Origin of the sequence: Thioalkalivibrio sp. ALJ12, assembly GCF_000378305.1 — a bacterium.
GTDB lineage: Bacteria > Pseudomonadota > Gammaproteobacteria > Ectothiorhodospirales > Ectothiorhodospiraceae > Thioalkalivibrio.
On sequence record NZ_KB899538.1, the window covers coordinates 454,991 to 469,374 of the forward strand.

Consider the following 14,384-nt stretch of genomic DNA (forward strand, 5'->3'; position numbering starts at 1 on the left):
CCGGATGCCGTAATCCATGTCCGAATCTGAACCGCTCGACCCCGAAACCTACGATTCTTCCCAGATCCGTGTGCTCAAGGGCCTGGATGCCGTGCGCAAGCGCCCTGGCATGTACATCGGGGATACCGATGACGGGACCGGTCTCCACCACATGGTGTTCGAGGTCGTCGATAACTCGATTGACGAGGCCCTTGCCGGCCATTGCGACACCATCGAGGTCACGATCCACGAAGACAACGCGGTGTCGGTCTCGGATAACGGGCGCGGTATCCCGGTGGATATCCATGAGGAAGAGGGCACGTCCGCCGCAGAAGTGATCCTGACGGTCCTCCACGCCGGCGGTAAGTTCGATAACAACTCCTACAAGGTGTCCGGGGGCCTGCACGGCGTCGGGGTATCGGTCGTGAATGCCCTGTCGGAAGAGCTCCGATTGGAGATCCATCGTGCCGGCCAGCGTCACGAGCAGATCTATCATCTCGGTGTACCTGATGCCCCATTGGCGGTCGCAGGCCCCACCGATCGGACTGGCACCAGGATCTGGTTCCGCCCCAGTGACGAAATCTTCACCGACATCGAATTCCACTACGAGATCCTCGCCAAACGCCTTCGCGAGCTCTCATTCCTGAATTCCGGTGTCCGGATTACCCTGCGCGACCAACGCGACAACCGCGAAGAGACCTTCCTGTTCGAGGGCGGTATTCGTGCGTTTGTCGAGCACCTGAATCAGAAGAAGACGGCGTTGCATCCCACCGTGATCTACGCGAACCAGACACGCGAGGATGACTACGTCGTCGAGGTCGCGCTGCAGTGGAACGACTCCTATCAGGAGAACATCTTCTGCTACACCAATAACATTCCGCAGCGCGATGGCGGCACCCATATGGCCGGTTTCCGCGCGGCGCTCACGCGTACGGTCAATCAGTACCTGGAGAAAGAGGGGCTGATCAAGAAGGCCAAGGTCGCCACCGCCGGGGATGATATGCGTGAGGGCTTGACCGCTGTACTCTCGGTCAAGGTCCCGGACCCGAAGTTTTCATCCCAGACCAAGGACAAGCTGGTCTCCTCAGAGGTCAAGCCGATCGTCGAGAGCGTCTTGTCCGATGCACTGACCAACTTCCTGCTGGAGAACCCTCCCGAGGCCAAGGCGATCACCGACAAGGTTCTCGAGGCGGCGCGTGCGCGCGAGGCGGCTCGCAAGGCGCGCGAGGTGACGCGCCGCAAGGGTGCGCTGGACATCGCCGGCTTGCCCGGCAAGCTGGCCGATTGCCAGGAAAAGGATCCGGCGCATTCGGAACTCTACCTGGTGGAGGGCGACTCAGCGGGCGGTTCTGCCAAACAGGGACGGGATCGGCATTTCCAGGCGATCCTGCCGTTGAAGGGGAAGATCCTAAATGTCGAGCGAGCACGCTTTGATCGCATGCTCGGATCCGCCGAGGTCGGGACCCTGATTACGGCGCTGGGTTGCGGGATCGGGAAGGACGAATACGATCCGGACAAGCTGCGCTACCACCGCATCATCATCATGACCGACGCGGACGTGGACGGATCGCACATCCGCACCCTGCTGCTGACTTTCTTCTTCCGTCAGATGCCCGAGCTGATCGAGCGTGGCCACGTCTATATCGCGCAGCCGCCGCTATACAAGATCAAGCGCGGCAAGCGCGAGCAATACGTCCGCGACGAAGCCGAGATGGGCGAAATCGTGGTCTCGCTTGCCCTGGACGGCGCCGCGCTGCATCCGGGTCCGGACGCCCCGCCCGTCACGGGCGAGGCCTTCGAAGAACTGGTGAAGGGCTACCAGAAGGCCGCCCGCGCGGTCGAGCGGCTCGGACGTCTGTACGACTCGCGCATCCTCTGGGCCATGCTCGAGGCCGACGCGATTCCCGAGCCGCGCAGCGTCACCAACCCAGAAGTTCAAGCCTGGTTCTCGCGCATCCTGGAGTCTATCTCCAGTGATCGCGCCGGTGCTACCCGCTACAGCCTGGGTCCGGTTAACAATGTCGACGGTCACGCCCAGCTGAGCCTGGATCGTCTCGAGCACGGCGCCGCGTTGTCGCAGTACATCACCGACGATACGCTCGCCTCGCGCGATTTCCAGACGATCCTGGACCTCTCTGCCCGCCTCAATGCCCTGCTTGAGTCTGGTGCCTACATCAAGCGAGGCGAACGCGTTCACCGCATCCAGGGCTTTTCCGAGGCCATGGAATGGCTGCTCCAGGAGGGCCGCCGGGGCCTGGCCACCCAGCGTTACAAGGGCCTGGGCGAGATGAATCCGGATCAGCTCTGGGAAACGACGATGAATCCCGAAACCCGTCGCCTGCTCCAGGTCCGGGTAGAGGATGCGATCCGCGCGGACGAAATCTTCACCACCCTGATGGGGGATCAGGTCGAACCGCGCCGGGACTTCATCGAAAGCCGAGCTCTGAGCGCGGAGAACGTTGACGTCTGATCCCGGATGGCGATCTTCGTCATCGTCACGATCGCCGGGCTCGTGGGTCTGACTCTGGGCATTGCGCGCTTGTACTCCCATCTGGCCGTCCAGGAACGCCAAGTGGTCGGCACCTGGGATCAACTGGAGCGCCTTCTTGTGCAGCGCAACGGCCACTTGCAGAAGGTCTGCATCCAAGCTGACAGCGGACCACCGGCCGTCCAGGATCTGCACCGATCCTTGCAGCGTCAGGAGACGGCTCGTCGCCGGGGCGACCTGACCACCGTCGCCGAAGCGGAGCGCGAAATCCGCGCCCTGTGGGACTCGATATACCAACAACCTATTGATATTAATAGAGAAAGTTTGGACGAGTCGACGCGACGGGTCGTCGCTCTGGATCAGGCCATTCGCGACACCCTGATTCGCTATAACGCCGCCCTGCAGACGTATCGGCACACCTGCCGCTCGCCCTTCTACGCACCGCTCGCCTGGCTCGCCGGAATGGGCCGTTACACACCCTTGCAACCCCCATCCTCCGATCCGGACAATCCTGCCTAGCCTTTCCAGCACCCTCCAGCGACCGGTTCGATGGAGTCTCGCAACGGCGGAACACCCTCCCGGGCCTGTGGTCCGAATGGCATAATTCCCGTCCTACTCGAATCTGGAGTCCACGTGACCAACCCTCTGCTGCAAACGGATCGCCTGCCCGCGTTTCGATCCATCGTCCCGGCACACGTTCTCCCCGCTATCGACACCGTCCTTCAGGAGAATCGCGACGGGATCGAACAGCTCGTCGCCCAGGCTGGCGACGCCCCGACCTGGGACGGACTTGTGGCGCCTTTGCAGCACCTGGATGCCCGTCTCTCTCAGGTATGGGCACCGGTCGGACATCTTAATGCGGTGATGAACAGTCCGGAGCTGCGCCAGGCATACAATGCCTGCCTGCCCAAGTTGTCCGAGTTTGGGAGCTGGGTGTCGCAGCATCAGGGGCTGTATGCCGCCTTTCGCCGCCTGGCCGATGGCCCGGAATACCCCCAGCTCGCGCCCGAGCGACGCAAGGTAATTGATGACGCCCTGCGTGATTTCCACCTCAGTGGTGTCGATCTCCCCGAGGATGCGCGCGCCCGCTTGCGGGAAATCGATGCCCGTCTGTCCGCACTCACGGCGCGATTCGAGGAGAACGTCCTCGATGCGACCCAGTCCTGGACCTGGCAGACCGACAATCAGGACGAACTTGTCGGCATACCCGCAGCAGAACAGGCCATGTTGGCCCAGAACGCCCGCGCCCACGAGCAGACCGGTTACGTCGTCACACTGGATTTCCCAAGCTATTTCGCGGTGATGAGCCATGCTGACAACCGCCAGCTTCGCCGCCGCGTCTACGAGGCCTTCGCGACCCGCGCATCTGACCAGGGCCCCGATGAAGGTCGCTTCGACAACAGCGAGGTCATGGTCGAAATCCTCCAGCTGCGGGAGGAGAAGGCGCGCATCACGGGATTTGCGCACTACGCGGAGCGCTCACTGGCGACCAAGATGGCCGAGAACGCCGGTCAGGTCGATACCTTTCTGCAGGACCTCGCCCAGCGGGCACGTCCCCGGGCCGAACAGGATCTGGACGGGCTGCGTGCCTTCGCCCGCGATGAGCTCGGGCTCGACTCCCTGGAAGCCTGGGATATGGCCTATGCCGCCGAGAAGATGCGTGAGCGGCGTCTTGGACTGAGCCAGGAAATGCTGAAGCCCTATTTCCCCGCCAGCCAGGCGGTGGAAGGCCTGTTTCGCCTGGTCGAGCGCCTGTTCGGCGTGCATTTCGAGGCCGACCCGACTGTCGAAAGCTGGCATGACGACGTTCGCTACTATCGAGTCGTTGACGCGAACGGCGTCGAACGTGCGGGTTTCTACTTTGATCTCTACGCCCGCAAGAACAAGCGAGGCGGTGCCTGGATGGATGTCTGCCGCCAGCGTTTTGTCTCGGCAGAGGCCCAGCAGGTCCCGGTCGCCTTCATGACCTGCAACTCCACCCCGCCCGTGGATGGCAAGCCTGCGCTGTTTACCCACGACGAGGTGATCACCCTGTTCCACGAGTTCGGCCATGGCCTCCACCACATGCTCACACGCGTGAACGAGCCCGAGATCGCCGGGATCAATGGCGTCGAGTGGGACGCCGTCGAACTGCCAAGCCAGTTCATGGAGAACTGGTGCTGGGAGCGCGAGGCCCTGGATCTGTTCGCCCTTCATTACGAGACCGGCGAGCCCATGCCGGATGACCTCTATCAGCGCCTCGTCGATACCCGCCACTTCCATGCCGCGCTGCAGCTCCTGCGACAGGTCGAGTTCTCCCTGTTCGATATGCGCCTGCACGCGGGGCCGGCACCCGACAGCGCCCAGGCCATCCTCGACCTCCTGGAGACGGTGCGTGACGAGGTCGCGGTGGTCCGTCCGCCGGCGTTCAACCGCTTCCCCCATGGCTTTGCCCATATCTTTGCCGGAGGCTATGCGGCGGGTTACTACAGCTACAAGTGGGCGGAGGTCCTGTCCGCCGATGCCTTTGCACGATTCGAGGAAGAGGGTCTGTTCTCGCCCGAGGTCGGTGCAGCCTATCTGCGCGAGATCCTGGAGGTCGGAGCCTCTCGTCCAGCCGCCGACTCCTTCCGGGCCTTCCGCGGTCGTGACCCCGAGATCGACGCCCTGCTGCGGCACAGCGGACTGGAGAACGCCGCGTGAAGATCGCCAGCTGGAACGTCAACTCCCTGAAGGTCCGCCTGCCCCAGGTCCTCGACTGGCTGGGTAGCTCGCGCACGGACATCCTCGCCTTGCAGGAAACCAAGCTAACCGACGAGAACTTCCCGGTCAGTGCGATCCAGGATGCCGGTTACGAGGTGGTCTACTCCGGCCAGAAGACCTACAACGGCGTGGCCATCCTCTCGCGTACACAGGCAACGGACGTCGTCACTGATCCGCCGGGGCTGGAGGACGCCCAGCGCCGCATCCTGGCGGCCACGATCGGCGATATCCGTATCGTGAACCTCTATGTGGTGAACGGCGAAAATGTCGGGACCGAAAAGTACGCCTACAAGCTCGACTGGCTGGCACGCATGCGCGCCTGGCTGGCCGCCGAGATCGAGACCTACCCGAACCTCGTGGTGCTGGGCGATTTCAACATCGCCCCGGAAGACCGCGACGTGCACGACCCCGAGGCCTGGCACGAGCGTATCCTGTGCTCGACCCCGGAACGGGAGGCCCTGGCGGCCCTCACGGACCTTGGTCTCGCGGACACCTTCCGAGCGTTCGAGCAGCCGGAAGAGGAATTCTCCTGGTTCGATTACCGCGCCGCTTCCTTCCGGCGCAACCGCGGCCTTCGGATTGACCTGGTCCTCGCCAGCCCCGCACTGCAAAAACGCCTGACCGCTGCCGGGATCGACCGCGAGCCCCGCGGCTGGGAACGGCCCTCCGACCACGCCCCCGTCTGGGCCGAATTCAGCGACTAGGCCCGGCCGACGGCCGCGCCCTGGGAGACACCTTTGAAATACAGGGACCTGCGTGACTTCATCGACGGGCTAGAGGCCCGCGGCGAGCTCAAGCGCATCACCACCGAGATCGACCCGAACCTCGAGATGACCGAGATCGCCGATCGTGTCCTGCGCGCCGGCGGACCCGCGTTGCTGTTCGAGAACCCCAAGGGTTCCGATATCCCGGTCCTGGCTAACCTGTTCGGCACGCCGGAACGGGTGGCCATGGGCATGGGCGAGGACTCGGTCGAGGCCCTGCGCGAGGTCGGCCGGCTGCTGGCCTTTCTCAAGCAGCCGGACCCGCCCAAGGGCCTGAAGGCGGCCTGGGAACAGCTGCCTGTGTTTCGCAAGGTGCTCGACATGGCGCCCAAGAAGACGCGCGGGGCCGCCTGCCAGCGCCATGTGATCGAAGGCGACGACGTGGACCTGTCCACCCTGCCGGTGCAGACCTGCTGGCCGGGGGATGCCGGGCCGCTGATCACCTGGGGCCTGGTCGTGACCCGCGGGCCGGAGAAGTCGCGGCAGAACCTCGGCATCTACCGTCAGCAGGTGATCGGCCGCAACCGTGTGATCATGCGCTGGCTGTCGCATCGCGGGGGCGCGCTGGACTACCGGGAATGGTGCCAGGCCCATCCAGGTGAGCCGTTCCCCATTGCGGTGGCCCTGGGGGCCGATCCTGCGACCATCCTCGGCGCGGTCACGCCCGTGCCGGATACGCTGTCGGAATACGCCTTTGCCGGGCTGCTGCGCGGCAGCCGCACGGAGGTCACCCGCTGCATCGGCTCCGATCTCGAGGTCCCGGCATCCGCCGAGTTCGTGCTGGAGGGCCATATCCACCCCGGCGAAACCGCGCCCGAGGGCCCGTTCGGCGATCACACGGGGTACTACAACGAGGTGGACGAGTTCCCGGTGTTCACCATCGACCGTATCACCCACCGTGAACAGCCGATCTATCACTCCACCTATACCGGGCGTCCGCCCGATGAACCGGCGGTCCTGGGGGTTGCCCTGAACGAGGTCTTCATCCCGATCCTGCAGAAGCAGTTTCCGGAGATTGTGGACTTCTACCTGCCGCCTGAGGGTTGCTCCTACCGTATGGCGGTGGTTTCCATGCGCAAGCAGTACCCGGGCCACGCGAAGCGCGTGATGATGGGGGTGTGGTCGTTCCTGCGCCAGTTCATGTATACAAAATTCGTGATCGTCGTCGATGATGACGTGAACACGCGCGAGTGGAACGATGTAATCTGGGCGATTACCACGCGCATGGACCCTGCGCGTGACACGACGCTGGTGGAGAACACGCCGATCGACTACCTGGATTTTGCCTCACCCGTCTCGGGGCTGGGCTCCAAGATGGGTATGGACGCGACCTCCAAGTGGCCGGGCGAGACCGATCGCGAGTGGGGCCGACCGATCACCATGGATCCGGCCGTACGTGAGCGGGTGGATGCCCTCTGGGACGAGCTGGGGCTGTAGCCGTCGCCACAGCCCCGCCCGGCCCCTAGTTGCCCAGGTGTGCGCCGTCCTCGGGTAGCCGCACCCAGGCCGCGATGTCGGCGCCCATGGCCCGTACCGTGCGACCCATCACCGCGCAGCTGCCCTTGAACCCGCCGAATGCCCCGCCGCCAGACACCCGGCGTGAGGTGAAGTCAGCCACCGCCTCGCCGTTCTCGTACAGCGTGCCCTCGGCCTCCGCCAGGGACCGGTGTCCGGACCAGGCGCTGCCGTCATTGCGGGCCTGGGTGATCTCCACCACCAGTACCTTTCCAGCATCCCCGGGGCTCACGTCCGCGCCGGATTCCACGCGGACATCATGGCGAGCCCCGAACTCCTGCACGAAGCCGGGGAAGCGCTCCTCCAGCTCGCATTCGCGGCGAATGGCTTCGGACACCGTTGCATCGTCGCTGTAGGCGAACCGCTCCGGGACCGCGACGATCACCTCCGGATCGGTGACCTCGGCAGCGGCTTCGGCCCCTGCATCGGTCGTCGTGTCACGGGTTTCGTTGGCTGCACATCCGCCCAGAACCATCACCCCGACGGCGGCCAGTGCGGCTGTCCATTTTTCTCCTTGCATTCCTTTCTCCCTGCCTGTGATTGGCGCCCCCGAGTCTGCCCCATCCCGTCCATGGAATGCACCCCGGGACCGCTACATGCGGCTTCCGGGGTTGCTTGCGTTCGCCCGGACCGTGGAGACAATAGGCCCCCTTGTTGGACCAGCAGCGGGAGCAGCGCATGGCCTTTGACGTGATCATCCAGCCCAGCGGGCAGCAACTCGAGGTCGAAGACGACGAGACCGTACTCGAGGCCGCGTTGCGCCAGGGGTTTGCGTTTCCCTATGGCTGCCGTAACGGCGCCTGCGGATCCTGCAAGGGGCGCGTCCTCGCGGGCGAAGTGGACCACGGGCCGAAAAAGCCGCCGGGCATTACCGAGGCCGAACTGGCCGATGGCTGGGCCCTGTTCTGCCAGGCGGTCCCGGTGGATGACCTGGAGATCGAGGTGCGCGAGATCGGCGCGGCCAAGGATATCGTCGTGAAGACGCTGCCCTGTCGTGTCGCGCAGCTGAACCGCCTGGCCGACGATGTCATGGAGCTGCGTCTTCAGCTCCCCGCAACCGAGCGCATGCAGTTCCTCGCCGGACAGTACCTGGATGTCCTGCTCAAGGGCGGCGGGCGCCGTAGCTACTCGCTGGCCAATGCCCCGCATGACGACGAACAGCTGGTCCTGCATGTGCGCAACCTGGAGGGTGGGCGCTTCTCGAAGATGGTGTTCGAGGAGATGCAGCCCAAGGCGCTGTTACGGATCGAGGGGCCGCTCGGCACGTTCTTTGTCGACGAGGAATCGGAGCGGCCGCGCCTGTTCGTTGGTGGTGGCACGGGCTTCGGCCCGCTCAAGGGGATGCTGGACCATCTGGCGGTCGAGGGCTTCGACCGCCCGCACCACCTGTTCTGGGGCGCGCGCAGTGCAGAAGGGATTTACGCCCCCGATTGGCTCGGCCGCATGAGCGCCGAACACGGTGAGCATTTTCGTTTTACGCCGGTGCTCTCCGATGTGCCGGCGGACACGGCGGGCGGGTTCCCGGCTGTCGCGGGCTGGCCACACGATGCGGTACTGGCCGAATACCCCGACCTGTCCGGCTTCGATGTCTACATGGCCGGTCCGCCGGCGATGATCGAGGCGGCGACCAATGCCTTCCTCGCCGCGGGCCTGCCGACCGAACAGCTCTACTACGACAGCTTCGAGCCGGCCGCGCCCCACGAATAGGGGCGCGCGACCCCGCTGATCAGCTGGTCGCGAGTTGCGCGGCCAGGCGGTGCACCGCCTGCTGCATCGCGGCGTCAGTCGGGTCCTCTGCGACCTCTACGGCGGCCTTGAACCCCAGCTCGTGGGCGATCTCGCCGATCCGTTCGGAACCCACCACCAGCGGTGTCTTGCGCAGCCACATGCGCCCGAGCTTGCCGACCATCTCGTAGAGATTGCGCAGCCCCTCGCCACTGGTGATCGTGATGATGTCGATCTGGTCGCGCGAGAACGCATACATCAGCGCGCCGGTATCGCCCTCCGGGCGCCCGCGCCGATAGGCCTCGGCAAAGGTGACCTCCGCGCCGCGCGACTTCAGCGTATCGCCGAGGTATTCGCGCCCGCCGTCGCCGCGAAAGATCACCACGCGCTGGCCGGCCACGTCCTGCATCGCCGGCTGTTCCAGCAACGCCTCGCTGTCGAAGCGCCGCGGCGGGGCGATATCCACGTTCAGCCCGAAGCCCTTCAGCTCCTTCGCGGTGCGGTTGCCGATGGCTGCGATTCGCGTCCCTTCGGGCCAGGTGCGGTCGGCCAGCGCCAGGTTCAGCACCCGCTGCACCGCGTTCGGGCTGATAAAGACCGCAATATCGAAATTATCCAGCTGATTCAGTACCGCGCGCAGGTCGGTCGGGTCGCTGGGCGCCAGGATCTCCAGCACCGGAAAGCGGATCACCTCGGCGCCATCGCCAGCCAGCAAGGTGCAGAACTCCTCTGCCTGCGCCGCCGGCCGCGTGACCAGGATCCCGCAGCCGTTCAGGGGGCCGTCCGCGGTGGGCTTCATGATATCCAGCTCGGCCATTTTCAGGATCCTTTCGTGGAGGCTGCGTTCTCGGCGTGGGCGGCGGCCAGCAGCTCGCCAGCCCCCAGTTCCAGCAGTTGTTCGGCCAGCTGTACCCCGAGGGCCTCCGCGTCGCCGCGCGGCCCTTCCACCTGCCGTCGCAGGAGCTGGCTGCCATCGACGGCGCCGACCAGACCGTCCAGGCGGAGCCGGTCGCCGTCCAGGGTTGCGTGGGCGGCCAGAGGGACCTGGCAGCCGCCCTCCAGGCGGCGATTGAACGCGCGTTCTGCACGCACGCGGTCGGAGGTGTCGCGGTCGTTCAGGGGTGCGATCAGCGCCGCGATCTCCGGGTCGTTCTCGCGGCACTCGATGGCGATTGCCCCCTGGCCCACCGCCGGCAGGCTGACAGCCGGTTCCAGCCGGGCGCGGATGCGCTCGTCGAACCCAAGGCGCTTCAGTCCGGCCGCCGCCAGCAGGATCGCGTCGTACTCGCCGGCATCCAGCTTGCCCAGCCGGGTGTTCACGTTGCCGCGCAGATCGGTGATCTTCAGGTCCGGCCGCCGTGCCCGCAGCTGGCACTGCCGGCGCAGGCTGGACGAACCCACGCGCGCGCCCTGGGGCAGCTCGTCGACATGGGCATAGGTGTTGGAGACGAACGCATCCAGCGGATCTTCCCGGTCGAGGATCACCGGTAGCACCAGGTCCGTCGGCAGCTCCATGGGCACGTCCTTGACCGAATGGACCGCGATGTCCGCACGATCCTCCAGCATTGCGACCTCCAGCTCCTTCACGAACAGCCCCTTGCCGCCGATACGGGCCAGCGGGGAGTCGAGCACGCGATCGCCCTGGGTCGTCATGCCGACCAGTTCCACCGGAAGATCCGGGTGCAGGCCCCGCAGGCGCGCGGCGACATGTTCCGCCTGCCACATGGCGAGCGGGCTTTTTCGAGTGGCGATACGCAGGGGTTTCATGCGGGGTCCGGCGGCTGGAGAATAAAGCGCCGTAGTATAACGGTTTCGGCGCAGTGGCCCGAACCCTCCCGGATCGCGGGGCTACCGGGTTCCGTTATGGGAGATCGCCGCGCAGGAAGGCCCGTACCTGCGGCAGCTGGCGGCGGCTGACGGCGACCGGATCGAGCTGACCATGAAACAGCAGGCGGTGATCGGCCGGGCCGCGCGTCTCCAGCCCCCGGATCGCCGTGCGTACCACCAGACAGCCGCGGCGCACGCACAGGAGGGCATCGCCGAACCGGGATTCCAGTTCGTGCAGTCGCGTATCCACAAACCCCTCGAGCTGTTCACCGCGCGCAATCACATAGCCGTCTTCGGCCGTGAAGTAGGCGATACGGTCCAGGGCCACGCGTTCCTCGCGCCGCCCGATGGTCAGGCGAACCGTCCGTGGAGCGGGTGCCGAAGAGCCGGCCTTGTGCCGGGCCGCGCGCTCCAGGGCCTGGGTCAGGCGCTCGCCGCGCACGGGCTTGAGCACGTAGTCGCGCACGCCGGCCTCGAAGGCGTCCAGGCTGAACTGCTCGTGTGCGGTGACCAGGATCACCATCAGGTCGGGTCGCCGGGCGCCGATCTCGGCGGCCAGCTCCATGCCCGACTCACCGGGCATCTCGACATCCAGCAGCACCAGATCGGGTGCCTCGCGGGTGATGGCGTCGCGTGCGCTGATCGCCTCGGCCGCCTGGCCAATCACCTGATGTCCGGCGTCGTTGACCATCCCGGCCAGGCGCTGACGCGCAATCGGTTCGTCGTCCACGATCAGGACGCGCAAGGCTTCACTCGACATGTTGATTCCCCCGTTCCAGTGGCAGGCGAATGCGGACTTCGAACTCGCGCTTCCGGGCCACGGTTTCGAAGCGACACCGATCACCAAACGCATGGTGCAGGCGCAGGCGCACGGCCTCGCTGGCGGTGCCGGTCCCCTCGCTGTGCGCGTCCGGGTCGACACTGTTGGTCAATGACAGCATCACTGTCCCGGAGTCGAGCCGACAGCGAACGCGCACAAAGCCGGGACCCCGGGCCGGTCCGATCCCGTGCTGAATCGCGTTTTCCGCCAGCGGCTGCAGGATCAGGGTGGGCACGCTGACGTCCAGACCGGCCTGGTCCGGACAGTCCCATTCCACCTCCAGGCGCTCGCCAAAACGCGTCTGCTCGATATTCAGGAAAGCTCGCACCAGCTCCAGCTCCGCGCGCAGGGACTGGCGATCCGCGGTCGCGAAGGTGGCGCGAAAGAGATCGGCCAGATCCAGCGTGATCTGCTCCGCGCGCGCGGGTTCGCTGCGGCACAGCCCGGCAATGGTGTTCATGCTGTTGTAGAGAAAGTGCGGCCGCAGCCGCGCGCGCATCGCCTGCTCGCGGGCGCGGGAGACGGCCCGGGTCTCGCGCTGCCAGGCCGCCTGCAGGTAGAGGTAATGCATCGCCACCAGGCTCAGGATCGTGGCCACCGCGATCGCCGGCCAGCGCCAGGCCGGATCGGCCAGCTGCAGGCCCTCGGCCCCCAGAAAGACCGCCGCCGTGTTGGCGATCGGCACCAGCGGGGGCAGGACGATCTGGCCCCACAAGGGCAGGCGCACCAGCAGCCGCTTGCCGGCGCACAGGATCAGCAGGCTGGTCAGCGCGACCCAGAAGATGAACAGCGCATGCAGGGCGAGCCCCGGCACCCAGTCCTGCCCGCCTCCGCGCAGCAGAGTTACGGCCAGGGCCAGCAGTACCGCGACCATCAGCACGCGCAACAGCGTCTCGGCGCTGCAGAAATCCGGCAGCGGCGATTGTTTCGCCAGTTCGGTGGTCTCGTCGTCCGGCGCAGGTGCCTTCACGACCCGTCTCCCCTCCGGGTGCCGTCCATCCTTGTATTTGGTCGGGGGACACTGTGCCGCGTCTCCCTTATACTTCCGTGTCTTTCCAACCCGGTTCAGGGTGCACCATGACGCAGGATTCCGCACGCGACAAGCCACAGGCCCCGGCCCCCGAGGGCGAGGCCAAGCTCTGGGGCGGCCGTTTCTCCGAACCCACCGATGCCTTTGTCGAACGCTTTACCGCCTCGGTCGAGTTCGACCAGCGCCTGTACCGGGAGGATATCCAGGGATCGCAGGCGCATGCGCGCATGCTGGCCAAGGTCGGCGTGCTGACCGACGCCGAGGCCGAACAGATCCTGCAGGGGCTGGACGCCATCCGCGACGAGATCGCCGCCGGCAAGTTCGACTGGCAGATCGGCCGCGAAGATGTGCACATGAACATCGAGGCGCGGCTGATCGAGCGGATCGGTGATGTCGGCAAGAAGCTGCACACCGGCCGTTCGCGCAACGACCAGGTGGCGACCGACATCCGCCTGTGGCTGCGCGCCGCCATCGACGACATCCTGAGCCTTGTCCGGGCCTACCAGCGCGGGCTGGTGGATCTGGCCGAGCGCGAGGCCGAGACGGTGATGCCCGGCTTTACCCATCTGCAGACCGCGCAGCCGGTCACCTTCGGGCACCACATGCTGGCCTGGTACGAGATGCTGGAGCGCGATGCCCAGCGCCTGGTCGACTGCCGCGCGCGGGTCAATGTCCTCCCGCTGGGCGCGGCCGCGCTGGCCGGGACACCGTATCCGCTGGATCGCGAGTACACCGCCGAGCTGCTGGGCTTTGACGGGGTGACGCGCAACTCGCTGGACGCGGTCTCGGATCGCGACTTCGCGATTGAGTTCACCGCCGCCGCGGCGACGCTGATGATGCACCTGTCGCGCCAGGCCGAGGAGCTGATCCTCTGGACCAGTGCGCAGTTCGCGTTCATCGACCTGCCGGATCGCTACTGCACCGGCTCGTCGATCATGCCGCAGAAGAAGAACCCGGACGTGCCCGAGCTGGTGCGTGGCAAGACCGGCCGGGTCTATGGCCACCTGATGTCCTTGCTGACCCTGATGAAGGGCCAGCCGCTCGCCTACAACAAGGACAATCAGGAGGACAAGGAACCGCTGTTCGACACCGTGGATACCTTGCTCGGCTCGCTGCGCGCGTTTGCCGACATGGTGCCCAACCTGGAGGTGCGTGCGGAGAACACCCTGGCCGCCACGCGCAAGGGCTTTGCCACGGCAACGGATCTTGCCGACTACCTGGTCGGGCGGGGTGTGGCCTTCCGTGATGCCCACGAGGTCGTGGGTCGTGCGGTACGGGTGGCGCAGGATCGTGGGGTCGATCTGGCGGAACTGCCGCTGGCCGACCTGCAGGCCATCAGCGACGCGGTGGGCGACGATGTTTACACGGTGCTGACGCCGGAGGGGTCGGCCGCTGCTCGCAACCTGACCGGCGGCACCGCCCCGGAGCAGGTCCGGCGCCAGGTCGCGGTCGCCCGCGAGCACCTTGCGGGCACGATGGGCTGAGACACGATCG

Annotated in this window: 12 protein-coding genes; 7 read left to right on the plus strand and 5 right to left on the minus strand. The window is 65.9% G+C overall.

Annotated elements, in window-relative coordinates:
* Positions 1-16 precede the first annotated feature (16 nt).
* The 5 genes from gyrB (at position 17) to ubiD (ending at position 7,410) form a co-directional block, all read left to right on the plus strand.
* Positions 17-2,449 carry a DNA topoisomerase (ATP-hydrolyzing) subunit B gene (gene gyrB / locus F467_RS0102205; protein ID WP_018139749.1) on the plus strand — a complete coding sequence of 811 codons (2,433 nt, stop codon included), beginning with the start codon at positions 17-19 and terminating at the stop codon, positions 2,447-2,449.
* A gap of 6 nt (positions 2,450-2,455) precedes the next feature.
* The gene (locus F467_RS0102210) at positions 2,456-2,986 is read left to right on the plus strand and encodes a hypothetical protein (RefSeq protein ID WP_018139750.1); all 531 of its coding nucleotides are present in this window, start codon (positions 2,456-2,458) and stop codon (positions 2,984-2,986) included.
* 114 nt (positions 2,987-3,100) lie between these two features.
* On the plus strand, positions 3,101-5,149 hold the full coding sequence (locus F467_RS0102215) for a M3 family metallopeptidase (protein ID WP_018175070.1): 2,049 nt from the start codon (positions 3,101-3,103) through the stop codon (positions 5,147-5,149).
* On the plus strand, positions 5,146-5,913 hold the full coding sequence (gene xth / locus F467_RS0102220) for an exodeoxyribonuclease III (RefSeq protein WP_018139753.1): 768 nt from the start codon (positions 5,146-5,148) through the stop codon (positions 5,911-5,913). The genes F467_RS0102215 and xth overlap by 4 nt, the downstream gene beginning before the upstream one ends.
* Before the next feature lie 33 nt (positions 5,914-5,946).
* Entirely contained in the window at positions 5,947-7,410 is a 1,464-nt protein-coding gene (ubiD, locus tag F467_RS0102225) for a 4-hydroxy-3-polyprenylbenzoate decarboxylase (protein ID WP_018139754.1), read from the plus strand.
* 25 nt (positions 7,411-7,435) lie between these two features.
* Here ubiD and F467_RS0102230 read toward each other — a convergent pair whose 3' ends face one another.
* Positions 7,436-8,008 (minus strand): hypothetical protein, encoded by a 573-nt coding sequence (locus tag F467_RS0102230; RefSeq protein ID WP_018139755.1) that lies wholly within the window; start codon positions 8,006-8,008, stop codon positions 7,436-7,438.
* 158 nt (positions 8,009-8,166) lie between these two features.
* On the opposite strand from F467_RS0102230, the gene F467_RS0102235 reads away from it, so the two are divergent.
* Complete coding sequence (locus F467_RS0102235; RefSeq protein WP_018139756.1) at positions 8,167-9,195, plus strand: CDP-6-deoxy-delta-3,4-glucoseen reductase; 1,029 nt, start codon at positions 8,167-8,169, stop codon at positions 9,193-9,195.
* Between the two features lie 19 nt (positions 9,196-9,214).
* Here the strand turns inward: F467_RS0102235 and F467_RS0102240 are convergent, their stop codons facing one another.
* From F467_RS0102240 to F467_RS0102255, 4 genes are all read right to left on the minus strand, one after another.
* On the minus strand, positions 9,215-10,030 hold the full coding sequence (locus F467_RS0102240; protein WP_012981427.1) for a uroporphyrinogen-III synthase: 816 nt from the start codon (positions 10,028-10,030) through the stop codon (positions 9,215-9,217).
* Between the two features lie 2 nt (positions 10,031-10,032).
* On the minus strand, positions 10,033-10,980 hold the full coding sequence (hemC, locus tag F467_RS0102245; protein WP_081601235.1) for a hydroxymethylbilane synthase: 948 nt from the start codon (positions 10,978-10,980) through the stop codon (positions 10,033-10,035).
* Between the two features lie 94 nt (positions 10,981-11,074).
* The gene (locus F467_RS0102250) at positions 11,075-11,800 is read right to left on the minus strand and encodes a LytTR family DNA-binding domain-containing protein (protein ID WP_018139758.1); all 726 of its coding nucleotides are present in this window, start codon (positions 11,798-11,800) and stop codon (positions 11,075-11,077) included.
* Positions 11,790-12,830 (minus strand): sensor histidine kinase, encoded by a 1,041-nt coding sequence (locus F467_RS0102255; protein ID WP_018139759.1) that lies wholly within the window; start codon positions 12,828-12,830, stop codon positions 11,790-11,792. Before F467_RS0102255 ends, F467_RS0102250 begins: the two co-directional genes overlap by 11 nt.
* 107 nt (positions 12,831-12,937) lie before the next feature.
* Here F467_RS0102255 and argH point away from each other — a divergent pair, with 107 nt between their 5' ends.
* Positions 12,938-14,374, plus strand: coding sequence for an argininosuccinate lyase (gene argH / locus F467_RS0102260; RefSeq protein WP_018139760.1), 1,437 nt, complete (start codon positions 12,938-12,940; stop codon positions 14,372-14,374).
* The last annotated feature ends 10 nt before the right edge of the window (positions 14,375-14,384 follow it).

Coding starts and splice junctions, on each gene's coding strand:
- F467_RS0102230 (WP_018139755.1), bottom strand. CDS start 8,008: ATGCAAGGAGAAAAATGGACAGCCGCACTGGCCGCCGTCGGGGTGATG.
- F467_RS0102250 (WP_018139758.1), bottom strand. CDS start 11,800: ATGTCGAGTGAAGCCTTGCGCGTCCTGATCGTGGACGACGAACCGATT.
- F467_RS0102235 (WP_018139756.1), top strand. CDS start 8,167: ATGGCCTTTGACGTGATCATCCAGCCCAGCGGGCAGCAACTCGAGGTC.
- F467_RS0102240 (WP_012981427.1), bottom strand. CDS start 10,030: ATGGCCGAGCTGGATATCATGAAGCCCACCGCGGACGGCCCCCTGAAC.
- argH (WP_018139760.1), top strand. CDS start 12,938: ATGACGCAGGATTCCGCACGCGACAAGCCACAGGCCCCGGCCCCCGAG.
- gyrB (WP_018139749.1), top strand. CDS start 17: ATGTCCGAATCTGAACCGCTCGACCCCGAAACCTACGATTCTTCCCAG.
- F467_RS0102210 (WP_018139750.1), top strand. CDS start 2,456: ATGGCGATCTTCGTCATCGTCACGATCGCCGGGCTCGTGGGTCTGACT.
- hemC (WP_081601235.1), bottom strand. CDS start 10,980: ATGAAACCCCTGCGTATCGCCACTCGAAAAAGCCCGCTCGCCATGTGG.